Below are 23317 nucleotides of genomic sequence, written 5' to 3'. Positions count from 1 at the left end.
GGTCTTAGAAGAAGCCGCAGGTGGGAGCGCCGGCGGTCGGGGCGGGCCGCGTGTCGGCACCGCTAGGCGCGAAGATCTCCAGCCGGATCCCGTCCGGGTCCTCGAAGAACACCCCGCCCGAGGACGCCCCCTCGCCGTGCGGCACCACGCCGTCGTGGTGGAGCGTGGCCCCGAGCTCCCGGATCACGGTCTCGGCCCGGTGGACCGCCTCGATGTCCGGTACCTGGAAGGACAGGTGGTGCAGCCCCGGCAGATCGGTGGCGGAGCGGCCCTCGCTCTGCTGCCAGAGGGTCAGCAGGAGGTCTCCGTCAAGGCCGAGGAGGGCGTAGCGGCGGTCCGCCTCGTCCGACTCGCGGAAGACCTCGAAGCCGAAGACCTTCAGGTAGAAGTCCTTGGACCTGTCGAGGTCGGTGACGTTGAGCCCGACATGGCCGGTCTTGAAGGTCATCCCATCTCCCATCACATTTCTAACGGATGCATCCGTTAGGTACCTGAAAGTAATCTAACGGAATTTACGAGAAAATTCCGTTAGAAATATGTGATGTAGCTCACTTCTACCTGGAGTCGCGATGCCCCCGCCGTCCGCCCGCGCGCTCCGGAGCCGCCGCGCGGGGCGTCCACGCGGCGGAAGGAGGAGGGGGTAAGCCGAAAGGGAGGCGGAAAGGGAGAAGGGGGCGGCGAGGAGGGGCGCGGCGGGGGGAGAAGGACGCGGCGAGGGGGGAGGGGCGCGGCGGAGGGGCCGATCAGGCGGGCGGGCCCGCGGGTCACCGACCCTTGTGCTGGTGGTAGTGGCGGGCGGCGCGGGCCCGGTTGCCGCACCCGACCGAGCACCACTCCTGGCGCGGATGCTCCTTGACGAAATAGAGCACGCAGCGCGGGGCCGGGCAGGCGTGCAACTGCCCGCGCTCCGGCCCGGCCAGCAGCTCTATCGCCGACGCCGCGAGAGCCGCGCGGATGCGCGCCGACTCGCCGGCCCGGCCCGCGGGGACGTCCGTGGCCACCGGCTCGCCCCCGTCCGGCCACTCCAGCCTCGGGGCCCGCGGCACGGCGAGCGCCGCGGCGTTGACCAGGTCGAGCGAGGCGGCGGCCCCCGGCAGCCGGTCGGCGTCGGCGCTGCTCACCGGGCCTGGCGCGACGGCCCTGGCGAACAGGGCCCGGACGGCCTGCCGCAGCTCGATCACCTCACGCCACAGGTCCTCCGTGGCGGTGAAGTCGGTGGCGAGCCCCAGCTCGGCGGCGTGCGCCCGGCCCCAGCCGGTCATGTCCGCGACGTCCGAGAGCGTGTCCAGAGGACCGCTCCGCGTCGCGCGGACCGTGCTGACGAACTCCAGGGCCAACATCCTTCAAGCCTAACGCTTGAGGGGCCTTGAGGCCGTGAGGTCGGCATGGACCCTGTTCCGTGGACCACGCCGGAGAACCGCTGACGCGACGAGCCCGGATGCCGCGAGCCGATCGGCGTGCGGCCGGGGCCGGCCACGCCCCTTCCGGTGCGCCGGGTGACTCCGCGCCCGTCGGGAAACGGTTCGCCGCCGGCCGCCGGCCGCCGGCTCCTGGTTGGCTGGGACGTATGAGAACCCGACGGCGTGACTGGGCCGAGCTGCCGGACGTCATGAGACATGAGGTCGAGCGCCGGCTGGGCTCCGCCGTACAGGGCTTCGAGGATCGTCAGGGCGGCTTCTCCTTCGGCGTCTCCGGCGTCGCCACGCTGTCCACCGGCGAGCGGGTGTTCATCAAGGCCGTAGGCGACGACGCGGCCAACGCGTGTGACTACCGGACCGAGACGGTCGTCGCCGCCGCGTTGCCGCAGACGGTACCCACGCCGCGGTTGCGGTTCGCGTGTGAGCTGGCCGGATGGCTGCTGCTCTGCTTCGACGTCGCCCCCGGCGCGCTGCCCCATGAGCCGTGGCGGCCCGGCGAGCTGTCCGCCGCGCTGGAGGCGCTGGCCGTGTGCGCTCGGGAGCTGACGCCCTCACCGGTCGGCGGCCTGGCAACGCTGGCCGAGCAGATGTCCGGGCGGTGCGAGACCTGGCGGGCGCTGGAGCGTGACGGCGCCTGGGCCGGGGTCACCGCCGACAGTATCGGCGAGTGGGAACGTGACCACCTGTCCCGGCTCGCCTCGGTGGAAGCGGTGTGGACCGAGCTCGCGGTCGGCGAGACGCTCATGCACTTCGACCCCCGTTTCGACAACATCCTCATCAGCCCGTGCGGCACGGCGCGCCTGGTCGACTGGGGGCGTGCCTGCACCGGCCCGGCCTGGGGCGATCTGGTCTGCCTGCTGTTGCAGTCCGATCTGGGCGGCGTCGACCCCGAGGAGATCTTCGTCGGTCACCCGGTCGGCCGGGCCGCCGAGGCGGAGCGGGTCGACGCGTTCCTCGTCGCGCTGGCCGGCTACTGGACCCACACGGCGTCCCTTCCGGGGCCGGCGCACGCTCCGGATCTGCGCGTCCGGCGTGAATACTCACGAGGAGCGACGATCGACTGGCTCCAGCGCCGTTGGGCGCGGAAACCACCTGACGCGATGAGCTGAGGCGGCGATCGCGGATCATGATTCGCGGTCGCCGGGGCCGGACGTCCCGGACGTGGCGGGAGTCTGATACCGTCGCGCTGCACGTTATCGACCCGTCGCCGTGGAGGCGACCGGACTTGGGAGGTGAGACCCATTCCCGCTGTATCAGGCAGGGTGCTCCCTCAGTCCGCCGTGCGGTCAAGCTGACACAGGTGGCCGAGGGAATGCCCGCAGGCATTTCGAAAGGCAGAACCTGTGCGTTTCACCTCTCAGACGGTCTCCGACGGCATCTCGGAGCGGCTGTTCACCCTCAGTGACGTCCCCGGCGTCCTCTGGTCACCTGACGGCGCCACCGGCCGCCGTCCCCTGGTCCTGCTGGCCCACGGCGGTGGCCAGCACAAGAAGGCCCCTGGTCTGGTGGCCCGTGCCCACCACTATGTGAAGGAATGCGGCTTCGCGGTGGCGGCCATCGACGCGCCCGGGCACGGTGACCGGCCCCGGTCGGAGCAGGACATGCGGTCCGTGGCGGTCCTCAGGGAGCAGATGGCGGCGGGTCGGCCCGTCGGCCGGCACATCGCACGCGACAACGCCGCACGGGCGGTACGAGCGGTTCCCGAATGGCGGGCCGCGCTGGACGCGCTGCAGGGACTCGACTGCGTCGGCGCGGACGGGCCGGTGGGGTTCTGGGGCGTTTCGATGGGCAGCGCGATCGGCGTCCCGCTCGCCGCCGCCGAACCGCGGATCACCGCCGCCGTCTTCGGCCTCGCCGGCCATGAGACCCTGGCCGAGGCGGCGTCCCGGGTCACCGTCCCGGTCGAGTTCCTGCTGCAGTGGGACGACGAGCTGGTGCCGCGCGATTCGGCTCTCGCGCTGTTCGACGCCTTCGCCACGCGGGAGAAGACGCTGCACGCCAATCCCGGCGGCCACACGGCCGTGCCCGCGTTCGAGCTGAGCAGCTCCCAGCGCTTCTTCACCCGTCACCTCGTCGGTGACGCTTCGGCGGCGGCCGGGTGACGGCCGGCTCCGCGGCGCGTGAGTAAGGGCGCATGAGCCGCGTGAGTAAGGGCGCATGAGCAAGGCGGAGCCGGCCGCTACCCGGCCGGCTCCGCCGCGCGTGAGTGGGATGGAGGCGTACGCCAGGGCGGCGCCACCGTCGGCGGTGAGGGTGGCGCCGGTGCCGGGCGGTTCGGACGGTGAAAGGCCGGCGCCGCTCCGCCTTCCTGCTCCGCCGAACGGAGCACCGGAGCACCGGAGCACCGGAGCACCGGAGCGCCGGGGCGTGTCCCGCGATCACGTGATGGGGTCACGTGACGTGCGCCGGGGCAGCCACCGCAGAGCTGCGTCGGCGCAGTTCTCGGGGCTGCTGTTGAAGGCGATGGCCGCGTCGGGCGCGTGCCGGCGGACCAGGTTGACCACCTTCTCGAAGAGTTCGAGCAACGGCTCGTGCGTGCGGATGCCACCCCCGATCACCACGCAGACGTAGTCTTTGCGGGTCAGCGCCTCCTCGATCGCTCCTTCGGGGTTCTCCTCAAGCGCCACCAGGCACCAGTCGGCCTCGACGCCGTAATCTTCGAAGCGGGCCTGACCGCGTGCTATCGCCGCCTGGACGGGCCCGGGGTCCCAGCCCTGGATCTTGGCGGGATCGAGGCCGAGCACCAATACCGGTGTCGCTGTCACGCGTCCTCCTTCTCGCAGAACGATTCCACGCCGGCGCGATGGTCGAGGGTGGTCACCGGGTCCATCGACATGGCCGATCTCCTCCAGAGGGCGCCACGTCATCCCGATCTTGCCGCGCGTGCTTCTCGACGTGCTCTCCCCAGAGTGACAGAACGCCGGGCCGGGCGTTTTTCGTGATCTTGGTGGCGGTCCGGTGCAGGTCTTCCGTGTGGATGAGGAGCGTCTGAAGCGGCACGATCCGACCCTCGAACGGGACTCGGGAGATCGCGAACGAGTGGCGGCGAGTCGTGAAGCACTCGGCCGGCCACCCACCCGCCGGCCGCGCACCTGACCTCTCAGGTCAGTACGGCTAGCGCCGGAACGCCCGGGCGAGGATGGCGGCCAGGCCCGCGAAGCCCAGGCCGCCCAGCACGACCGGGAGCATGATCATCGGCTCGATGGCGGGCCGGCTGATGAACACGGTCCCGACGGCGATGAACAGCACGCCGCTGAGCAGGGCCATCCAGTCCGTGCGGTGCCGCCCGCCGCGCTCGGTCCGCTCGATCTCAGGCCGCACGGCGCACCTCCACGTCTCCGATGCCCGCCCTGACGGTCAGGACGATGGTCGCGACGTCGCCCTCCGGGGTCACCTCCGGCTCCAGGACCTTGCTGAGCTGGATGTCGGCCCCGCCCTCCAGCTCGTGGTCGATCTTGACGTCGCCGAGCTTGGTGTAGCCGTTGACCTCGATCCGGGCCGTCGGCGGCAGGATCACGCTGATCTCGCCCACCGAGACGGACGCCTCAAGGACCGTCCGCGAGCCCGGTGGGAAGGTCAGCTCGCTGAGGTCGAGCGCGCCCTCGCCGACGCCCACCGTGTATTCCTTGGCCACATCGGACATCAGGACCGGCTCCCAGTGGTAGCTGCCGAACTTCTTCGGCATGTCGGTCAGCGTGGCCCCCGCGACCAGGGCGATCGAGATGAGCGTGCCCGCCGCGACCAGGGCCGCGCCCCGGCCGAACCACGCGGCGACCAGGAGACCGGCGCCGATGGTGACCAGCGCCGCGCCGCCGGCGATCGTCATGTTGACCGTCCCCGAAGTGGCTTGGATCGCCATGATGATCCCTCCAACGACCATGGCCAGGCATAGGGTGACGCTTCCGACGAACGACCGGGGCCGCTTCGGCCGGGGCGCGGTCCGGACCGGCCCGCCGTACCCGGAGAGGTCATAGGGGGCGTAGGGCTGCTGCCGCCTGCGCGGGTCCAGGGGCTGGTAGGGACCGTACGGCGAGAACGGCTCGCCGGAGGAGTCGAACGACGGCACGGCGGTGCGATAGGGCGGGGGCGCGCTCGCGGCCGGCGGCGTGTTCGGCGGCGGGGGCGGCGCGTTCCCGGCCCGCGGCGTGCTCGGGTACCGCGGCACGTCCACGGAGGGCGGGGCGCTCTCGGAGGACGGCGTGCTCCCGGAGGGCGAGGTGCCCTCCGCGGGCGGGGTGCTCCCGGAGGCCGGCGCGCCCGTGGAAGGCAGGGCGCTCCCGGAGGACGGGACGCTCTCGGAGGACGGCGCGCCCGTGGAGAACGGGACGCTCGTGGAGAACGTGACGTCCCCGGCCGCCGAGGTGCCCGCGGTCGGCCGGGCGGTCCCCGGGGCCGGGCCCGGGGACGGGGGCTGGGCCGCGTGGGGGGCGGTGGGCGCCGCTCCGGCCCACGGGCGCCCGGTGGGGTAGGGCTCCGCGATGGGCGGCTGCGCGGGGCCGAAGGCCGCGGGCGGCCGGGGAACGCGGCGGCCGCGCAGCCGGTCGGGCAGGGAGCGGGCCACGGCGAGCAGGTCGACGCCGCGCGCGTGGGCGGCGAGCATGGCGATGGCGAACAGCGTGCCGACCACGACCGTGCCGGTGCTGACGCCGTCCGAGGACACATTGATGATCAGCCCCAGCGCGAACACGCCGGTCAGCAGGGCCAGCACGGTCTCGCTGTCGAAGGTGCGCCGGGTCCACTGCTCCATGTATCCCGGACCGCCGTTGGTCTCCCGCATCAGCAGGAACGCCGCGATGTAGAGCATGACGCCGATCCCCGAACCGAGGATCAGCACGGCGAAACCGACGCGGAACAGTACCGGGTCGACACCGGCGTAGCGGCCGAGGCCGGCGCATACGCCGGTGAGCATGCGGCCCTCGTTGCTGCGGTGAAGCACGCGCTCCTCGCCGAGGGTGGATGCGGAGGGCGAGTCGGACAAGGTGCTCGCCGGGTCCTGTGCGCTCCCGGGGTCGGTCATGTTCCCATCGTGGCCCCTCTCCGGTGGGGACCGCATCCGGGAGACCCCTGAGTCCTCCCGGAGCGCGCGGCCCCTCCTCAGGGTCGTGTCAGGGGAACGCCGGATGCGGTGAGGGGCCCCGACGTGTGACGATGCTGACGATATGGCTGAGCGACAGACAATTCATGACGCGGCGCCCGCGACCTCCGAGGAGCCCGCCTCCCCCCGGCTGATGAGGCCGGTGGAGGGGCGCCTGGTCGCCGGCGTGGCCCAGGGCGCCGCCGCCCAGCTCGGGCTCGACCCGGTCGTGCTGCGGCTGGCGTTCGTGCTGCTCACCGTGTTGGACGGGATCGGCACCGTGGCCTACGCGGCGCTGTGGATGTTCACCCCGCGTGAGCCGTACGAGGGCAGGGAGCCCGACCGGGACTGGAGCCAGCTCGCCGCCTACGGCGCGGTGGGGTTGGCGCTGATGGCCCTGGGCTGGCTCACCGGCACCTCGAAGGGCGGGATCGGCGCCTGGCCCATCGCGGTCGGCGGGATCGGCTCGCTCATCCTGTGGCAGCAGGCCGACCCCGACCGGCGACGGCGCTGGATGAGCACGACGGTCGGGCAGGTGCGCCGGAACCGGGTGCGCACCTTCGCCGGCCTGGGGCTCGTCGTCATCGGGGCGATCGGTTTCCTGGTGGCCAACAACGAGCTGAGCAAGGCGCGTTCCGGCATCGTCTTCACGCTGGTGGTCGTGGGCGGCGTCGCGCTCATCGCGGCCCCCTGGCTGGCCGCCCTGTGGAAGGAGCTGCAGCGGGAGCGCCGTGAGCGCATCCGCCAGGAGGAGCGTGCCGAGATGGCCGCGCACGTGCACGACTCCGTGCTGCACACGCTCACGCTGATCCAGCGCAACGCCCATGACTCGCGCGAGGTGACGCGGCTGGCCCGCTCCCAGGAGCGCGAGCTGCGCAACTGGCTCTACCAGCCGAAACAGGACGCCGACGCGTCGGTGGCCGCGGCGGTGCGCCGGGCCGCGGCCGAGGAGGAGGACACGCACGGGGTGCCGATCGAGGTCGTCTGCGTCGGCGACCACCCGCTGACCCCGGAATTGTCGGCGATGATGCAGGCCGCCAGACAAGCTATGGTCAACGCCGCGAAATACTCTGAATCATCGGTCATCTCCGTCTACGCCGAGGCGGAGCCGGAGGAGGTCGTCATCTTCGTCCGGGACCGTGGTGTCGGGTTCGACATGGAGCAGGTGCCCGTGGACCGGATGGGCATCCGCCAGTCGATCATCGGCAGGATGGAGCGCCACGGCGGCAGCGCCCGCGTGCGGGCCGCACCCGGCGAGGGCACGGAAGTGATGTTGACCATGAAGCTGGAGAAGACGTGAGCGAGCGAGCCAGGAAGAATCGGGCCGGAGAGAGCGGCGGTGCGGGGACGCGGCCGGTGAGGGAGGACTCATGAGCACCGTCAAGGTCTTGATCGTCGACGACCACCGGCTGTTCCGCTCGGGTGTCCGCGCCGAACTGGGCGACTCCATCGAGGTGATCGGGGAGGCCGAGGACGTCGAGTCCGCGGTCAGGACGATCGCCGAGCTCCAGCCCGACGTGGTCCTGCTCGACGTGCACATGCCCGGCGGCGGCGGTCAGGAGGTCCTGCGCCGCGTCCTGGGCTCCGGCTCCACGGTCCGCTTCCTCGCGCTGTCGGTCTCCGACGCGGCCGAGGACGTCATCGGCGTGATCCGCGGCGGTGCCCGGGGCTACGTCACCAAGACCATCAGCGGTCGCGAGCTCACCGACGCGATCCGCCGGGTGGCCGAGGGCGACGCGGTGTTCTCCCCGAGGCTGGCGGGCTTCGTGCTGGACGCCTTCGCCTCCAGCGAGGCTCCGCCGATCGACCCCGAGCTCGACTCGCTGACCCAGCGCGAGCGCGAGGTCCTGCGCCTGATCGCCCGCGGCTACGCCTACAAGGAGATCGCCAAGGAGCTGTTCATCTCGGTCAAGACCGTGGAGACCCACGTCTCGTCCGTCCTGCGCAAGCTCCAGCTCTCCAACCGCCACGAGCTCTCCCGGTGGGCGACCGCGCGACGCTTGGTCTGACCCGTACTAACTTGGTCTGACCTGTACTATCTGTAACTTATGTGCGACTCTGCGAAGTATGGGTCGCGATGTGCCTGCGATGGTGTTCAACCGGGAGGACCGACGGCGATACCGGGACAAGGTCCGCCGATGTCTTGACGTCTTCGCGCAGCTGCTGCGCGAGTCCAGGTTCGAGTTCGACCGGCCGAGAGCCGGGCTGGAGATCGAACTCAACCTGGTGGACGATCGCGGCGAGCCCGCGATGAAGAACGCCGAGGTACTGGCGGCGATCGCCGAACCGGACTGGGCGACCGAGCTCGGCCAGTTCAACGTGGAGATCAACGTCATGCCGGAGTCCCTTGAGGGGGACGGTCCCGTGCGGCTGGAGAAGGTGGTGCGGGACCGGCTCAACCACGCGGAGGAACGCGCGCGCACGGTCGGCGGGCACCTGATGATGGTCGGCATCCTGCCCACGCTCCAGGAGCAGGACGTGCACGAGGGCACCCTGTCGGCCAACCCGCGCTACAAGCTGCTCAACGAGCAGATCTTCCAGGCCAGGGGCGAGGACCTGCACCTGGCGATCCACGGCGAGGAGGCCCTGGAGACCTACGCCGACAGCATCACCCCCGAGGCGGCCTGCACGAGCCTCCAGCTTCATCTCCAGGTCAGCCCGCAGGCGTTCGCCGCCCACTGGAACGCGGCCCAGGTCATCGCCGGCCCCCAGGTGGCGGTGGCGGCCAACTCGCCGTTCCTGTTCGGCCGGCGGCTCTGGCAGGAGACCAGGATCCCGCTGTTCGAGCAGGCCACCGACACCCGTCCGGTGGAGCTGAAGGCCCAGGGCGTGCGGCCCCGGGTCTGGTTCGGCGAGCGGTGGATCACCTCGGTCTTCGACCTGTTCGAGGAGAACGCGCGCTACTTCCCCGCGCTCCTGCCCATGTGCGAGGATGCCGACCCGCGCGAGGAACTGGCCCGTGGCGTCACCCCCGAGCTCGGCGAGCTGACCCTGCACAACGGCACCGTCTACCGATGGAACCGGCCGGTCTACGCCGTCGTCGACGACACCCCGCACCTGCGGGTGGAGAACCGGGTGCTGCCCGCCGGACCGTCGGTCGCGGACGCCGCCGCCAACGCCGTGTTCTACTACGGCCTCATGCGCGTGCTCCCCCACGCCGAACGGCCGGTGTGGACGCGCATGTCCTTCGCCGCCGCCGCGGACAACCTGCACGCCGCCGCCCGGCACGGGCTGGAGGCGCGCCTCTACTGGCCGGGCCTGGGCGAGGTGGCCGCCGCCGAGCTGATCCTGCGCCGCCTGCTGCCGCTCGCCTACGAGGGCCTCGACCTGTGGGGGGTCGACCCCGGCCCCAGGGACCGGCTGCTCGGCATCATCGAGCGACGGTGCGTGACCGGCAGGACGGGGGCGAACTGGCAGATCGACACGGTGAACGCGCTGGGAGATCTCGACAGGCACGAGGCGCTGCGCCGGATGACCCTGCGCTACATCGAGCACATGCACACCAACGAGCCCGTGCACACCTGGCCGTCCCCCTGACCCGGTGGGGGCCGTCGTCCGCGCCGTGGGCACCCTGTCGCACGAGGAGGGCCGGCTGGGTGAACATGAGGCGTATGAAAGCCTTCCGCTGTCTTCTCGTGCTCCTGATGGCCACGGCCGCGGCCTGCGGGAGTGACCGGCCGGGCACCGATGCCGCCACGCCCGCCCCGCTTGGCCAGACGTTCGAGTCCGACCTCCGGCTGGCCAAGGAGTTCGGCGAGGCATACTGGCGGCAGACCTTCTCCACCGACGGGCTGACCTACCGGCCGGTCACCGCCTTCGTCCCCTACCGGGGGGACAACGGCCCCGACTGCGGCGGGCAGCCCTCGGCGCCGAACAACGCCTTCTACTGCCCGGCCGGGCACTTCATCGCCTACGACGAGAGCTGGATGCGCGAGCTCTACGACAAGATGGGGGACGGCTCGGTCTACGTGATCATCCCGCACGAGCTCGGGCACGCCGTACAGGCACAGCTCAACAGCGACTTCAGGCTCAACGTGGAGCGGGAGCTGCAGGCCGACTGCTACGCGGGCGGCACCCTGGGCACGCTCGTCAGGAGCGGGTCGTTGCAGGCGGAGCCGGGCGACGAGGACGAGCTGCTGCTCAACCTCGCCGCGGCGGGGGACCCCACCGACGACTGGCTGCGCCCCGACGCCCACGGTACGGCGGAGCAGCGCCAGGCGGTCTTCGCCAAGGGCTACAACGAGGGCGCCGCGGCCTGCTGAGATACATCCCGACGGTGACCCGCGAATCCACCGGGAGGCTGATGTCGCGCCACTGGGATCCGCCTAGTCTGAGGGCCGTCGATCCATCAGGGGGTGATGGCATGCGGAAGACGGTCCGCGAGATCGGCTGGGCCATCCGGGGAGCCTGCCGCGCGAGTGACCCCGAGCTGTTCTTCCCGCTGGCGCAGTCGGTCGAGCAGGAGGCGCGGGCGAAGGCGGTCTGCGCGGAGTGCCCGGTCCTGACCGACTGCCGGGCCTATGCCGTACGGGCGGGGGAGCCCGAGGGGATCTGGGGCGGCCTCACCGTCCAGGAGCGGCGCAGCCTGAGGTTCCCGTCCGGATGGCGGCAGTCCGCCGCGGGGTGAGCCCGCCTCGCATAGCCTCGGACCCGAGGCTGAGGAGGATCAAGGTGCGCGGACCCCAGGAGGAGCGCCGGCGGCGGAGCGCGGAGCCGCGCGCGGGCGGGTGCGACCGTGACGGCGGGACGGGAGGCGGAGTCCGGCGCGTGGCGGTGGCTGTGGGGCGGAGTGCTGTGTCCGGGCGGGTGCGGTGGTGACGGCGGATCCGAGGCGTGGTGAGGCGGCCGTGGGGCAGGGGGCCGCGCTCGCGGGCGCGGTGACCGTCCTGGTGGCGGCCAACGTGCTCAACAACCGCGTCGCGCCGCGCCTCGCCCCGCTGACCTCGGCCGCCGCCACCTGCGCGCTGCTCACCCTGGCCCGCCGCTCCGGGCTGTCCTGGTCCGAGCTGGGGTTCCACCGGCGCTCGCGCGGCCTGCGGATCGGCGGCGCCCTCGCCCTGGCCGTCGCCGGGGTCTACGGCGTGGGGATCACCGTCCCGGCCACCCGTCGCTTCTTCCGCGACGAGCGGGCGCTGTCGCTCTCGCGGGCCCGCGTGCTGGAGGAGGCCCTGCTCCAGGTGCCGGTCGGCACGGTCCTGCTGGAGGAGGTCGGCTTCCGGGGCGTGCTCCACGCCCTCCTGGCCCGCTCCCACGGCCCCCGTACGGCCGTCGCTGTCTCGTCGGCCCTGTTCGGCCTCTGGCACGTGCTCCCCGCGATCGACATGGTGACCGCCAATCCCGCGCTGAGCGGCCTGGCGTCAGGGGAGGCGCCGGGCGGCGGGCGGCGGGAGGACGGCGCCGGCGGGGCCGTGCCGGGACCGCCGGCGGGGGCGTCGCCGTGGCAGACGTCGCGGGCGGTGGCCGGGTCGGTGGCTGCGACAGGGCTCGCCGGGGTGCTCTTCTGCGAGCTCCGCCGCAGGGGCGGCCTGGCCGCGCCGTCACTGCTCCACATCGCGACCAACTCGCTGGGCTACCTGTCCGCCCGCCTCGCCCCGGCGGAGCCCGGCGCGGCGCGGAGCGCCGGGGACGGCACCGCGGGGGGACGCCCCGCCGCCGGGCCGGGAGATCCGGTGGCGTGAAGGGCCGGCGGGGTTCCGCCGCCCGAGCCGCCGGGCCGGGAGCCCGGCCGTCTCACCGCCGGGCTGTTCACCACTGGGCCGGGAGGTTGACTGTCTCACCGCCGGGCCGGTCACCGCTTGGCCGGGAGATCGACTGTCTCACCGCCGGGTTGTTTCACGGCCGGGCCGGGGAGGTCGACTGTCTCACCGCCGGGCCGGGAACCGGCCGCGGGCGGCGAGCTCGATCGTGACGAGTACGGCCACCGCCTCGGAGGCCAGCAGCGCGACCAGCACGACGAGCTGGACGACCCCGGCCTGGATGGGGCTCGCCCCGCCGAGCAGCATGCCCACGAAGGCCCCGGGGAGCGTGACCAGCCCCACGGTCGATGTCTGGTCCAGCGCGGGCACCAGTGCCTGGGCGGCCGCCGGGCGGCAGATCTCCAGTGCCGCGTCCCGCCCGGAGAAGCCCAGCGCGAGCGCCGCCTCGACCTCGCCGCGCCGCTGGATGAGCTCCTCCACCGCCCGCCGTCCCGCGAGCGCCGTGGCCGTCAGGCAGCCGCCGAGCAGGATGCCCGCCACCGGGATCAGCGTGATGCCCTTCAGCGGGACGGTCCCGGTGCCGACGAGCAGCGCGAGCACCGGCAACGTCCCCGCCGCGACCGGCAGGGCGGCCCACCGGACCGCCCGGCCCGAGGTGATCCTGCGGCCCGCGGTCAGGCTCGCCACGCCGTACATGACCAGGATGAAGGCCGCCACCGCGAGCGGCCGCTCCACGGCCCAGACGATGATCAGCGCCACCGCGCCGAGCTGGACGGCCGCCCGCAGGCACGCGGTGATGACGGCGCGGGCGTGGCCGAGGCGGCCGAGCAGGGCGGCGGCGGCGCCCCCGGCGGCCAGGAGGGCGACGACGACGGCGGTGACCGGCGACAGGTCGACGGTGTTCACGGGTGTGAGATGCCTTCCGGCGGGGCGTTCCCCGTCCCGGTCCGCTCAGGCGGTGGGGACCCGCTGGAAGGCCTCGGCGTAACGGCCCTCACCGAAGCCCCCCTCGGTCGCGACCTGGGAGAAGCGGGTCCGGAGGAAGTCTTCGAACCCCTCCATGTGGCTGATCTGGCTCACATGGGCGCGCAGCGCGGCGAGCTTACGTTCGAAGGTGTCGGTGATGTCGATGTGATGGTCGGGGGTCTGGCCGCCGTTGAGCCAGACCTCCCGGACCGTCCACGCCTCCAGGCCCTCCTGGAGCAGGAGCTCCGGGAAGGTGTAGGGGTTGCGCGCGTCGGGGTAGACGGCGTCGAGCGCGGAGCCGCCGACCGCGCGGTGGTCGGGGTGGCTGGGGGCGATGAAACTGTAGTTGCGCTCCGGAGTGTGGGTGATCACCAGGTCGGGCCTGACCTGGCGGATGACGCGGGTGATGTCGCGCCGCAGGTCGAGGCTCTGGACCACGGTCCCGTCGCGGTGGCCGAGGAAGCGTACGTCGGTCACCCCGACGATCTTCGCCGCGTTGGTCTGCTCGGTACGGCGGAGCTCCGCCATGCCCCCGTTGTCCAGCTCGCGGTCGAAACCGCCCGCGTCCCCGTCGGTGACGACACAGTAGGTCACCTCGACGCCCCGGTCGGTGAACCGCGCGATCGTGCCCGCCGCGGCGAAGTCGACGTCGTCCGGATGCGCGGTCACCACGAGCACCCGGTTGATTTCGTTCTCAGACAACATGAGAGGCCCCTCTGTTCTTCCGCATATCGATCATCTCTCACAACCGGTGACAAGTCAGTCGGCATTCCTCTCCGGTGCTGGACCCGGTTGTCGGTGGACCGCCATAACCTAGGAGCGTGTCGATCCCAGCCGCTTCCCTGACCCACCCGTTGCTCGACGGGCTCAACCCCCAGCAGCGCGAGGCCGTCGTCCACCACGGCAGCCCGCTGCTCATCGTCGCGGGCGCCGGTTCGGGCAAGACGCGGGTGCTCACCCACCGCATCGCCCACCTGCTGGCCGAGCGGGGCGCGCAGCCGCAGGAGATCCTGGCGATCACCTTCACCAACAAGGCCGCGCGGGAGATGAAGGACCGGGTCGACAACCTCATCGGTCCGCGGTCGGCGGCGATGTGGGTGATGACCTTCCACAGCGCGTGCGTGCGGATCCTGCGCCGCGAGGCCAAGCGGCTGGGCTTCCCCTCCAGCTTCTCCATCTACGACCAGGCCGACTCCCAGCGGCTGATGGCCATGGTCTGCCGGGAGATGGACCTCGACCCCAAACGCTACCCGCCGCGCTCCTTCTCCGCGCAGGTCAGCAACTTCAAGAACGAGCTGATCGACTACGAGACGGCCGCCGACCAGGCGTCCTCCCACCTGGAGCGCACGCTCGCCGAGGCATACCGCAACTACCAGCGGAAGCTGACCGAGGCCGGCGCGATGGACTTCGACGACCTCATCATGCTGACGGTCACCCTGTTCCAGATCTTCCCCGACGTGGCCGAGCACTACCGGCGCCGCTGGCGCCACGTCATGGTCGACGAATACCAGGACACCAACCACGCGCAATACACCCTGATCCGTGAGCTCGTCGGCGCCCCCGAGCTGCGCACCGCCGACGGCGACCTGATCCGGGAGGGCACGGTCGCTCCCGCCGAGCTGTGCGTGGTCGGTGACGCCGACCAGTCGATCTACGCCTTCCGGGGCGCGACGATCCGCAACATCCTGGAGTTCGAGCGTGACTATCCCAACGCCAGGACGATCCTGCTGGAGCAGAACTACCGCTCCACCCAGACGATCCTGAGCGCGGCCAACGCGGTGATCTCGCGCAACGAGAGCCGCAAGCCGAAGAACCTCTGGTCCGACCAGGGCACCGGCCCGAAGATCGTCGGATACGTCGCGGACAACGAGCACGACGAGGCCATGTTCGTCGCGCAGGAGGTCGACAAGCTCACCGACGACGAGGGCGTCGTGCCCGGCCAGGTGGCGGTGTTCTACCGGACCAACGCCGCCTCCCGGGTGTTCGAGGAGATCTTCATCCGGACCGGCCTGCCCTACAAGGTGGTCGGCGGGGTGCGCTTCTACGAGCGCAAGGAGGTCCGTGACCTGCTGGCCTACCTGCGGGTGCTGGCCAACCCCGGCGACGTGGTGTCGCTGCGCCGCATCCTCAACGTGCCCAAGCGCGGCATCGGCGACCGGGCCGAGGCGATGGTGGAGGCGTTCGCGGCGCGCGAGCGGATCTCCTTCTGGGAGGGGCTCCGCCGGGCGGACGAGGCACCCGGCATGGCCACCCGGTCGCTCAACGCCATCAAGGAGTTCGTCGCGCTGCTGGAGGAGCTGAGGGTCAAGGCCGCCGACATGCCGCCGTCGGAGCTGGCCCAGGAGGTGCTGGAGAGCACCGGTTACCGCGCGGAGCTCGCGGCCTCGGGCGACCCGCAGGACGAGAGCCGCCTGGAGAACCTGGACGAGATGGTCTCGGTGGCCTCGGAGTTCGAGGAGGCCAACCCCGAGGGCACGCTCGTGGAGTTCCTGGAGCAGGTCTCCCTGGTGGCCGACGCCGACCAGATCCCGGCCGGTGACGGCGGCCAGGGCGTGGTCACGCTGATGACCCTGCACACCGCCAAGGGCCTGGAGTTCCCGGTGGTCTTCCTCACCGGCATGGAGGACGGCGTCTTCCCGCACATGCGCTCGCTGGGCGAGCCGAAGGAGCTGGAGGAGGAGCGCCGCCTGGCCTACGTCGGCATCACCCGGGCGGAGAAGCGCCTCTACGTCTCCAGGGCGGCCGTCCGCAGCTCCTGGGGGGCGCCCGCGTTCAACCCGGCCTCCCGCTTCGTCGCCGAGATCCCGTCGGAGCTGGTCGACTGGCGCAGCGACCCCGGCAAGAACGCCTGGAGCGCGGCCTCGGGCGCCTCCCGCCGCGACGCCCGCCCCGCCCCCGCCAAGAAGCCCGGTGGGCGCCCGGTCCCCAACCTGGCCCCGGGCGACCGGGTCACCCACGACAAGTTCGGCCTGGGCACGGTCGTGTCGGTGGACGGCGTGGCGGAGAAGACCAAAGTCAAGATCGACTTTGGCAGCGGAGGTGAGAAGACCCTCCTGCTGGCCTACGCGCCGGTGGAGAAGCTCTGACCGGCGCCGAGCGGCCGAACGCCGGGTGGGCGGCCGTCGACCTGGGCGAGTGCCGGGTGACCCGGGTGGGTGACCGGCGGGCGGGGTGAGCGCTGGACGGGCTGGTGAAGTGCCGAGCGGTCCAGGAAGGCGTTCCGGGCGAGTGCCGGGCGGCCTTGGTGACGCGGGGCGGCCGGGACGAGTGCCGGGCGGCTGTGGGGGAAGGCCCGGTGGGTTCACCGGGCCTTCCCCGGACCGGCTTACGGGGGGGATCGACCCCGAGCCGGATCGGCTTACGGGGGGGATCGACCCCGAGCCGGATCGGCTTACGGGGTGGATCGACCCCGAGCCGGACCGGCTTACGGGGTGGATCGACCCCGAGCTGGACCGACTCTCGGCGCTGATCACGTGGCCGGATGGGCCGGGTCCGGGGACGGTCCTCGCGGTGGACCAGCGCTTGCGGACCAGCGCTTGCGGATCAGTCCTTGAAGACCTGGGTGTAGGGGTCCTCGCTCTGCTCGTCACCGAGGTCGAGCTCGTCGAAGTCCGCGACCTGGGCGGCGGACGGAGCCTTGATGGCCGACTTCACGCCCCAGCCGGAGTAGCGGCTGTCGTTGAGGTAGGTCATGTCCAGGCTGGTCAGGCCCCGCAGGGACTGGGTCCAGGACGAGACGGCCCGCCGTACGAGCTGGTCGGGGCCGAGGTAGAGCTTCCAGCTCACCGGCAGCGTGGCGGACTTGGCCGAGGGCTTGGCGCCCAGCAGCGCGCGGACCGTGGGGGAGACCTTGTAGAGCTCGCCCAGGGTGATCGTGCCCGAGTGGACGACGGTCCGGGTGCCGTCCCAGGTGCCGCCGGGACGCTTGGCCGTCGTGTGGGCCAGCGCGGCCTTCAGGGTGGCGGGTTCGAGGGGGTTGACGATCTGCTGGGCGGGGTTGCCGGCCACCACCGCGCCGCCCTTGACGCGCAGCCACTCCTTGCCCTCGGGCAGGGCGTCGCCGTAGAAGCCGCCGGAGATGTAGGAGACGCCCTTCACCATGAGGGTGCGGGAGGGGCCGAACAGGTTCTTCAGCTCCTTCTCGGCCCCGGGCAGGGTGAACTTCTCGGTCAGGTCCGAGGCCACCACGCCCTGCTTGCCGAACTCCAGCACGCCGTTGCGCCGGCTGAAGATCGCCCGGTTGTTCTTGCCCTCGCCGATGATCTTCGAGTTCTCGGCGAGCTTCACGCCGCGGTGGGTCCTGAACTGGCTCTTCAGTGCGGAGACCGGGTCCGTCTGCGCGATCTGGGCGGCCGGGGCGGCCGGGGCGGCCTGGGCGTTGGCGGGGGCGGCCACGAGTGCGGGCGCGATCAGCGCCGCCGCGGTGGCGCCGGTCAGGGTGGCGATCATTCGCCTCATTTAGGGGGTCCTCCTGTATGGGTCCTCGCATCCTCGCGGAGCGATCATCGAGATTCTTGCTCAATACATGACATGGAGGGTGAAAATCTGATCAATCGACCGCGCCCGGCAGGCGAGGCCTGCCGGGCGCGGGGATGTGATCACCGGACAGCCGATCACTGAACGGCCGATCACCGAACGGAGATCGGCTGTCCGGTGATCAGTGCAGGGCGACCGACGCGAGGTGATCAGTTCTTGATCAGCGGGATCGTGGCGACGGCCTTCACGCCCTTCTCCAGCTCCTTCATCTCGGCGACCTGGTCGGCGGCCGGGGCCTCGATCGTGACCTTGGAACCCCAGCCGGTGTAGCGGGTGTCGACCGTCGTGGACGAGTCCTTGCCCTCCGAGTAGGTCGTCACCAGCCGCTGGGGGAGCTGGTCGGCGCCGACGTACAGCTTCCAGCTCACCGCGGACTTGGCCCTGTCCTCGGGGAGGAAGGGCGACGAGGCCCGGAACCACGGTGACACCTTCTGCAGCTCGGCGAGGGTGATCTTCCCGCTGTAGACCCCGGCGCGCTTGGTGGCGTGCGCCAGCAGGGCCTTGAGCGTCGCCGGCTCGGCGGGGTTGACGTACTGGCTCATCGAGCCGATGAGGCCGAGCGGGGCGGGCGGGTTGCGGACCCAGGTCTTGTCGGCGGGCAGGAACTCGCCCATGACGCCGCCGGAGACGTAGGAGGTGTCCTTGACGCGGACGACCCGCTCGGGCTTGGCCATCCCGGTGATGACCTTGGAGAGCGTCTCGTTCTTCGCGTCCTCGGTGTCCTCCGCGTCCTCCGTCGCCGCGAGGAGTTCTTCGAGTTCCTGCTGCTTGATCCGGAGCTGGGCGGTCTGGTCGGACGCGATGATGCCGGAGGCGCCGAACTGGAACTCGCCGGTGCGCTTGGCGAACACCACGTTCCCCTCCGGGCCCTGGGATTTCGTCGTGTCGACGAAGCTCACCCCGCGACCGCCGCCGAACTGGCTCTTCAGCGCGGTGACCGGATCGGCGGCCTGGGCGTGCGCGGTCGAGGCGAGCGCGGGGGCGCTCAGCACGGCCGTCGCAGCGCATGCCAGACCGGCGATGTATCGCTTCAAGGAAAATTCCTCCTGAATGATCCCTCCACCCCGTGTGGGAGGGATGGGGGCATTCTGGCGGATCAAGATCGCGACGGCATCTCGTATATGGATAAATGCCTTGAAATACCTGTGAATGTTCCGTGCAGACCTCCGCCGCCTCCGGGATCCCCGATGGGAGGTCGGCCGCCCGCGGGAAGGCCGACGGGGGACCTGGGAGGCGGGGGACCTGGGAGTGGCGGCTCTCCGCGCCGGCGAGGGATCCCGGCACCGTCGAGCGACGGTCGCGGACGGGGTCCGCGTCGAAGGAGAGCCGTGGATCGACCGTGGGGTTCCACGCGGACTCCCCGCCCGCCGATCGGCGGTGGGCGGTGTCGCGCGCCCTGTCCGACCGGCGATGCCGCGTGCTCTGTCCGGCCGCCGGTTCCGCGCGCCCTACCCGATCGGCAGCACCGCGGGTTCCGGGAAGTCGGCGCCGACGCGTCCGGCGTCGGCGGTGTCCTCCGGAGGCGGTGGGGTGAGCGTGACGGGTGAGCCCCAGCCGGTGTAGCGGGTGTCGGCGACCGTGGTGGTGTGCTGGCGGGGCCGCCCGGGGAGGGGCTGCTTCCAGGTGGTGGTCAGGCGGCGGGCCAGGCCGGACCGGTCGAGCCAGAGCCGGAAGCCGATCGGGATCCGGCCGCTCCGGGCGCCGGGCGGCCCCGGGAGCCGGTCGCGGAAGCTGGGGGAGACCCTGTAGAGCGTGCGCAGCGTGACGGCCCCCTGGAGGAACGTCCCGGACGGGACGCGCCTGTTCACCGCGGCGTGTGACAGCAGGGTGCCCAGGGTGGCGGGCTCGAAGATGTTCACGATCTGCGGCAGCGCCGCCGTCTGCTTGATGTTGGCCGGGCCGATCAGGCCGAGCCAGGTCTTGCCCTCCGGCAGCCACGTCTCGTAGCCGGGGCCCGACAGGTACGCCTCGTTTGGGAAGCAGATCACCCGCGTCGAGCCGAGCCGCCGCCCGATCTGGGCCTCCAGCTCCCTGACGACCCCCTTCCCCAGCTCCGTCCGCCCCACGGTGTCCGTGCCGTACACCCCGGCCGCGTCGAACTCCACCCTGCCCTTGCGCCAGATGGTGACGGCCGGCTTGCCGTCTTTGTAGACCCGGCCGAGGTCGGAGATCCGCAGCCCCACGTGCTCGCCGAACTGCTGCTTCAGCTTCTGCACCGGGGAGGGCGGCGCCTGCGCCCGCGCCACCCCCGTCGACAGCGCCGAAGCGGCCAGCACCGTCGCCAACGCGGCAACCCACCGTCTCATCGGATCTCCCTCTCCGGGGCCAGGATCCGCCAAGCTAGCCAACCGCCGCGGCCCCGGATATGGCGTGGGCCAACAAGTCGGGCCCGTGGATTGCGCGTGCGTGAGCCGTACGGCGGGCCGTGCCGGGCGGGTGCGGCGCGGGGGAGCCGCGGGCGGTCTCTCGGCGGTTCCTCGTCGGCGGCCGAGGTCCCGCGCCGCTGCCGCCGGGCCGCCCGGGGGCCAACAGTCCCCCGTCCCCCCACGGAAGGCCGGGGTCAACCGTCCCCGTCGCCTCCATTGACAGGGGGCGGAGGAGATGATCCCCTCCATGCATAGTTAGGAAGGCTTCCTAACTAGCTGTGCCGTCTCACCCCCCTCAGGACAACAGCAGGAGGATCGATGAGATCTCCTATCCGAGCGCGCTCGCTGGTCGGCGCGCTCGTGGCCGGACTGCTGCTCAGCTCGCTGGCCGCCCTCCCCGCCACCGCCGCGCCGACCCGGTACGAAGCGGAAGGCGCCACCGTCTCCCAGGGCGCCGTGGAGTCCAACCACGCCGGATACTCCGGGACCGGGTTCGTCAACACCGACAACGTCGTCGGCTCCTACGTCGAGTTCACCGTCAACGCGGCCGGCGCCGGGTCCGCCGCCATCGTCATCCGGTACGCCAACGGCACCACCGCCGACCGCCCCGCCGACGTCGCCGTCAACGGCGCCGTCGTCTCGGCCGGCCGCTCGTTCAACGGCACCGGCGGCTGGGACACCTGGGCGACCTCCACCCTGACCGCGCCGGTGAACGCCGGCGCCAACACCGTCCGGATCACCTCCACGACCGCGGGCGGCACCCCCAACCTCGACTTCGTCGACGTCGAGGTGACCGTGGCCGGCAACGACCACCAGGCGGAGAACGCCACCGTCTCCCAGGGCGCCGTGGAGTCCAACCATGCCGGGTTCACCGGTACCGGGTTCGTCAACTACGACAACGTCGCCGGCTCCTACGTCGAGTTCACCGTCGACGCGGCGACCGCCGGCAACTACCGCCTGGCGTTCCGCTTCGCCAACGGCACCACCGCCGACCGTCCGATGGACATCGCCGTCAACGGCGTACCGGTCTCGGCCGGGCTGTCCTTCCCCGGCACGGGCGCGTGGACCACCTGGGTGGAGAAGTCCGTCACCGCGGGCCTCGTCGCCGGTGCCAACAAGGTCCGGGCCACCGCCACCACCGCGGGCGGGGGCCCCAACCTCGACCGGCTGAGCGCGACGGCGCCGGCCGACGCCGAGCCGCCGACCGCGCCTGCGGGCCTGCGCGCCGTCGGCGAGATCAGGCCGACCTCGGTCGACCTGGCCTGGACGGCGTCCACCGACAACGTGGGCGTGTCGCAGTACAAGATCTACAACGGCGGCAACGTGCTCATGACCGTGGGCGGCAACGTCACCGGCACCACGCTGTCCGGCCTGACGCCCAACACCAGATACGTGCTCAGCGTGCTCGCCTACGACGCGGCGGGCAACGCCTCCCAGGGCAGCAACAACGTCGACGTCACCACGCCGCCGAGCGACGACACGCAGCCGCCCGGAACGCCGGCCGGTCTGCGCGCGACCAACGTCGGGGCCGGCACAGTCACGCTGGCCTGGAACGCCTCCACCGACAACGTCGGGGTCACCGGCTACAACCTCTACCGCGACGGCACGGCGTTCGCCACCGTGCCCGACCTGACCGCGACCGCCGACGGGCTGGCGCCCAACACGGCCTACGCGTTCGCGGTCGAGGCTTTCGACGCCAACGGCAACGTCTCGCCGCGCAGCGCGCCGCTGACGGTGCGGACGACTGGTACGGCGGCCGGCGGCGACCCCGTCCACGACAAGGACATCGCCAAGCTCGACCTGCCGTGGGGCATCGCCTTCCTGCCCGACAACAGCGCGCTGGTCGCCGAGCGGGACCGTTTCGAGATCGCCCGCGTCACCCCGGACGGGCAGAAGACCGTGGTCGGCAAGATCACCGAAGCGGTGACGACCAGCGGCGAGGGCGGGCTCCTGGGCCTGGCGGTCTCGCCGACCTTCGCCACCGACCACTACGTCTACGCCTTCCACACGGCCGCCTCCGACAACCGTGTGGTGCGCTTCAAGTACGAGAACGGGCAGATCGGCGCCCGCGAACCGCTCGTCACGGGCATCGCCAAGAACAAGTTCCACAACGGCGGCCGGATCAAGTTCGGCCCCGACGGCTTGCTCTACATCACCACCGGCGACGCCCAGGACGGCAACCGGGCGCAGAACCTCAACTCGCTCAACGGCAAGATCCTGCGGGTGACGCCGACCGGCGCCGGCGCGCCCGGCAACCCGTTCCCGAGCGCGCCGCGGGTCTACACCCTCGGCCATCGCAACCCGCAGGGCCTGGCCTGGGACTCCCGGGGACGGCTGTGGGCGTCGGAGTTCGGCGACGCCACCCTGGACGAGCTCAACCTGATCCAGCCCGGCAAGAACTACGGCTGGCCCAACTGCGAAGGTGGATGCGGTAACCCGGCCTACGTCGACCCGGTCCGGCAGTGGGACGTGGCCGCCGCGTCGCCGAGCGGTCTGGAGATCGTCAACGACTGGATCTACATGGCGGCCGTCCGGGGCCAGCGGCTCTGGGTCATGAAGATCACCGGTAACACCACCGACACGCCCCGGGCGTTCTTCAACGGCCGGTGGGGCCGCCTGCGCACCGTCGTCAAGACCCCCGACGGGGGGCTCTGGCTCACCTCGACCAACAACGACAAGAACGGCGGCACGCCGACGGTCCTCGACAACACCATCGTGCGGCTGAAGTTCGCCGCGGCGCCGTCCGTGCTGACCAGCAGCGCGTTCGCCGCCGGCGGCACCATCCCCGCCAAGTACACCTGCCAGGGGGACGGGGTGGCCGGCAACGACATCTCGCCCCCGCTGGCCTGGACCACGGCACCGCCGGGCACGCAGAGCTACGCGATCACCTTCGTCGACACCGCCAACGGCGGCAAGCACTGGGTGATCTGGGACATTCCCGCCGGCAGGCTGTCACTGCCGGAGGGGCTCGGCCTCGGCTTCAACGTGCCGCAGGTCCCGGGCGCCAAGCAGAAGGCGATGAGCAGCGGGAACAAGGCCCTGCAGTACTTCGGGCCGTGCCCCGGCGGGTCCACGCACAAGTACGAGTTCACGCTGTACGCCGTGAACACCGCGACGCTGCCGGGAGTGAGCTCCGGTTCGTCGGTGGCGGCGGTGGAGACCGCGATCCTGGCCAACGACCTCGCCGCGGCGACGCTGGCCGGCACCTCGAACGCCGGCACCTGAACGCCGGCACCTGAACGCCGGCACCTGAACGCCGGT

The 23317-nt window shown here is 71.7% G+C and carries 20 protein-coding genes; 10 read left to right on the top strand and 10 right to left on the bottom strand.

All coding sequences use genetic code 11. The annotated features are described in order from the left end of the window. Positions 1-4 precede the first annotated feature (4 nt). Together J2S55_RS10895 and J2S55_RS10890 are read right to left on the bottom strand one after the other, a co-directional pair. Positions 5-448, bottom strand: coding sequence for a VOC family protein (locus tag J2S55_RS10895; protein WP_306859408.1), 444 nt, complete (start codon positions 446-448; stop codon positions 5-7). A 316-nt stretch (positions 449-764) separates the two neighbouring features. Further along, the gene (locus tag J2S55_RS10890; protein ID WP_306859406.1) at positions 765-1340 is read right to left on the bottom strand and encodes a CGNR zinc finger domain-containing protein; all 576 of its coding nucleotides are present in this window, start codon (positions 1338-1340) and stop codon (positions 765-767) included. A gap of 227 nt (positions 1341-1567) precedes the next feature. Between J2S55_RS10890 and J2S55_RS10885 the strand changes: the two genes are divergently transcribed. Both J2S55_RS10885 and J2S55_RS10880 read left to right on the top strand, forming a co-directional pair. Continuing rightward, positions 1568-2527 carry a phosphotransferase gene (locus J2S55_RS10885; protein ID WP_306859404.1) on the top strand — a complete coding sequence of 320 codons (960 nt, stop codon included), beginning with the start codon at positions 1568-1570 and terminating at the stop codon, positions 2525-2527. 234 nt (positions 2528-2761) lie between these two features. Further along, positions 2762-3520, top strand: coding sequence for a dienelactone hydrolase family protein (locus J2S55_RS10880; protein ID WP_306859402.1), 759 nt, complete (start codon positions 2762-2764; stop codon positions 3518-3520). Positions 3521-3796: 276 nt separating this feature from the next. On the opposite strand, the gene J2S55_RS10875 is transcribed toward J2S55_RS10880, so the two are convergent. From J2S55_RS10875 to J2S55_RS10865, 3 genes are all read right to left on the bottom strand, one after another. Beyond that, complete coding sequence (locus J2S55_RS10875) at positions 3797-4183, bottom strand: hypothetical protein (RefSeq protein WP_306859400.1); 387 nt, start codon at positions 4181-4183, stop codon at positions 3797-3799. A gap of 349 nt (positions 4184-4532) precedes the next feature. After that, a complete protein-coding gene (locus J2S55_RS10870) occupies positions 4533-4739 on the bottom strand; it encodes a hypothetical protein (RefSeq protein WP_306859398.1) in 207 nt (68 codons plus the stop codon). Beyond that, complete coding sequence (locus tag J2S55_RS10865; protein ID WP_306859396.1) at positions 4729-6435, bottom strand: PspC domain-containing protein; 1707 nt, start codon at positions 6433-6435, stop codon at positions 4729-4731. The genes J2S55_RS10870 and J2S55_RS10865 overlap by 11 nt, the downstream gene beginning before the upstream one ends. 142 nt (positions 6436-6577) lie before the next feature. Between J2S55_RS10865 and J2S55_RS10860 the strand changes: the two genes are divergently transcribed. The 6 genes from J2S55_RS10860 to J2S55_RS10835 all read left to right on the top strand — a co-directional run bounded on the left by J2S55_RS10860 (position 6578) and on the right by J2S55_RS10835 (position 12170). Continuing rightward, positions 6578-7792: an ATP-binding protein gene (locus tag J2S55_RS10860; protein ID WP_306859393.1), complete on the top strand. Its 1215-nt coding sequence runs from the start codon at positions 6578-6580 to the stop codon at positions 7790-7792. 70 nt (positions 7793-7862) lie between these two features. Next, positions 7863-8501 (top strand): response regulator, encoded by a 639-nt coding sequence (locus tag J2S55_RS10855; protein WP_306859391.1) that lies wholly within the window; start codon positions 7863-7865, stop codon positions 8499-8501. A gap of 79 nt (positions 8502-8580) precedes the next feature. After that, a complete protein-coding gene (locus J2S55_RS10850; protein ID WP_306859389.1) occupies positions 8581-10029 on the top strand; it encodes a glutamate-cysteine ligase family protein in 1449 nt (482 codons plus the stop codon). A 74-nt stretch (positions 10030-10103) separates the two neighbouring features. After that, a complete protein-coding gene (locus tag J2S55_RS10845; protein WP_306859386.1) occupies positions 10104-10754 on the top strand; it encodes a neutral zinc metallopeptidase in 651 nt (216 codons plus the stop codon). 101 nt (positions 10755-10855) lie between these two features. Continuing rightward, the gene (locus J2S55_RS10840; RefSeq protein WP_306859384.1) at positions 10856-11119 is read left to right on the top strand and encodes a WhiB family transcriptional regulator; all 264 of its coding nucleotides are present in this window, start codon (positions 10856-10858) and stop codon (positions 11117-11119) included. Positions 11120-11306: 187 nt separating this feature from the next. Continuing rightward, complete coding sequence (locus tag J2S55_RS10835; protein WP_306859382.1) at positions 11307-12170, top strand: CPBP family intramembrane glutamic endopeptidase; 864 nt, start codon at positions 11307-11309, stop codon at positions 12168-12170. A gap of 183 nt (positions 12171-12353) precedes the next feature. On the opposite strand, the gene J2S55_RS10830 is transcribed toward J2S55_RS10835, so the two are convergent. Both J2S55_RS10830 and J2S55_RS10825 read right to left on the bottom strand, forming a co-directional pair. Beyond that, positions 12354-13094, bottom strand: coding sequence for an ABC transporter permease (locus J2S55_RS10830; protein ID WP_306859380.1), 741 nt, complete (start codon positions 13092-13094; stop codon positions 12354-12356). A gap of 45 nt (positions 13095-13139) precedes the next feature. After that, the gene (locus tag J2S55_RS10825; protein ID WP_306859378.1) at positions 13140-13859 is read right to left on the bottom strand and encodes a PIG-L deacetylase family protein; all 720 of its coding nucleotides are present in this window, start codon (positions 13857-13859) and stop codon (positions 13140-13142) included. A gap of 122 nt (positions 13860-13981) precedes the next feature. Between J2S55_RS10825 and pcrA the strand changes: the two genes are divergently transcribed. Beyond that, complete coding sequence (pcrA, locus tag J2S55_RS10820; RefSeq protein ID WP_503167707.1) at positions 13982-16240, top strand: DNA helicase PcrA; 2259 nt, start codon at positions 13982-13984, stop codon at positions 16238-16240. Between the two features lie 457 nt (positions 16241-16697). Here the strand turns inward: pcrA and J2S55_RS10815 are convergent, their stop codons facing one another. The 3 genes from J2S55_RS10815 to J2S55_RS10805 form a co-directional block, all read right to left on the bottom strand. Beyond that, on the bottom strand, positions 16698-17612 hold the full coding sequence (locus J2S55_RS10815; protein ID WP_306859375.1) for a hypothetical protein: 915 nt from the start codon (positions 17610-17612) through the stop codon (positions 16698-16700). A 227-nt stretch (positions 17613-17839) separates the two neighbouring features. After that, positions 17840-18724, bottom strand: a complete 885-nt coding sequence (locus J2S55_RS10810) for a hypothetical protein (protein WP_306859373.1) — start codon at positions 18722-18724, stop codon at positions 17840-17842. A gap of 414 nt (positions 18725-19138) precedes the next feature. Continuing rightward, positions 19139-19996 carry a hypothetical protein gene (locus tag J2S55_RS10805; protein WP_306859371.1) on the bottom strand — a complete coding sequence of 286 codons (858 nt, stop codon included), beginning with the start codon at positions 19994-19996 and terminating at the stop codon, positions 19139-19141. Positions 19997-20374: 378 nt separating this feature from the next. Between J2S55_RS10805 and J2S55_RS10800 the strand changes: the two genes are divergently transcribed. Then, positions 20375-23281, top strand: coding sequence for a YbhB/YbcL family Raf kinase inhibitor-like protein (locus J2S55_RS10800; protein WP_306859368.1), 2907 nt, complete (start codon positions 20375-20377; stop codon positions 23279-23281). Positions 23282-23317 lie beyond the last annotated feature (36 nt).

This window comes from Streptosporangium brasiliense, assembly GCF_030811595.1.
In the GTDB taxonomy this organism is placed as follows: domain Bacteria; phylum Actinomycetota; class Actinomycetes; order Streptosporangiales; family Streptosporangiaceae; genus Streptosporangium; species Streptosporangium brasiliense.
Note: the sequence above shows the minus strand (reverse complement) of the source record. Positions and strands in the feature narration are given on the sequence as shown.

What these genes read in the sequence shown, in the direction of transcription:
- J2S55_RS10850 (WP_306859389.1), top strand. Translation starts at nt 8,581, where the DNA reads ATGGTGTTCAACCGGGAGGACCGACGGCGATACCGGGACAAGGTCCGC.
- J2S55_RS10815 (WP_306859375.1), bottom strand. Translation starts at nt 17,612, where the DNA reads ATGAGGCGAATGATCGCCACCCTGACCGGCGCCACCGCGGCGGCGCTG.
- J2S55_RS10805 (WP_306859371.1), bottom strand. Translation starts at nt 19,996, where the DNA reads ATGAGACGGTGGGTTGCCGCGTTGGCGACGGTGCTGGCCGCTTCGGCG.
- J2S55_RS10885 (WP_306859404.1), top strand. Translation starts at nt 1,568, where the DNA reads ATGAGAACCCGACGGCGTGACTGGGCCGAGCTGCCGGACGTCATGAGA.
- J2S55_RS10890 (WP_306859406.1), bottom strand. Translation starts at nt 1,340, where the DNA reads ATGTTGGCCCTGGAGTTCGTCAGCACGGTCCGCGCGACGCGGAGCGGT.
- J2S55_RS10860 (WP_306859393.1), top strand. Translation starts at nt 6,578, where the DNA reads ATGGCTGAGCGACAGACAATTCATGACGCGGCGCCCGCGACCTCCGAG.
- J2S55_RS10800 (WP_306859368.1), top strand. Translation starts at nt 20,375, where the DNA reads ATGAGATCTCCTATCCGAGCGCGCTCGCTGGTCGGCGCGCTCGTGGCC.
- J2S55_RS10895 (WP_306859408.1), bottom strand. Translation starts at nt 448, where the DNA reads ATGACCTTCAAGACCGGCCATGTCGGGCTCAACGTCACCGACCTCGAC.
- J2S55_RS10865 (WP_306859396.1), bottom strand. Translation starts at nt 6,435, where the DNA reads ATGACCGACCCCGGGAGCGCACAGGACCCGGCGAGCACCTTGTCCGAC.
- J2S55_RS10845 (WP_306859386.1), top strand. Translation starts at nt 10,104, where the DNA reads ATGAAAGCCTTCCGCTGTCTTCTCGTGCTCCTGATGGCCACGGCCGCG.
- J2S55_RS10825 (WP_306859378.1), bottom strand. Translation starts at nt 13,859, where the DNA reads ATGTTGTCTGAGAACGAAATCAACCGGGTGCTCGTGGTGACCGCGCAT.
- J2S55_RS10855 (WP_306859391.1), top strand. Translation starts at nt 7,863, where the DNA reads ATGAGCACCGTCAAGGTCTTGATCGTCGACGACCACCGGCTGTTCCGC.
- J2S55_RS10840 (WP_306859384.1), top strand. Translation starts at nt 10,856, where the DNA reads ATGCGGAAGACGGTCCGCGAGATCGGCTGGGCCATCCGGGGAGCCTGC.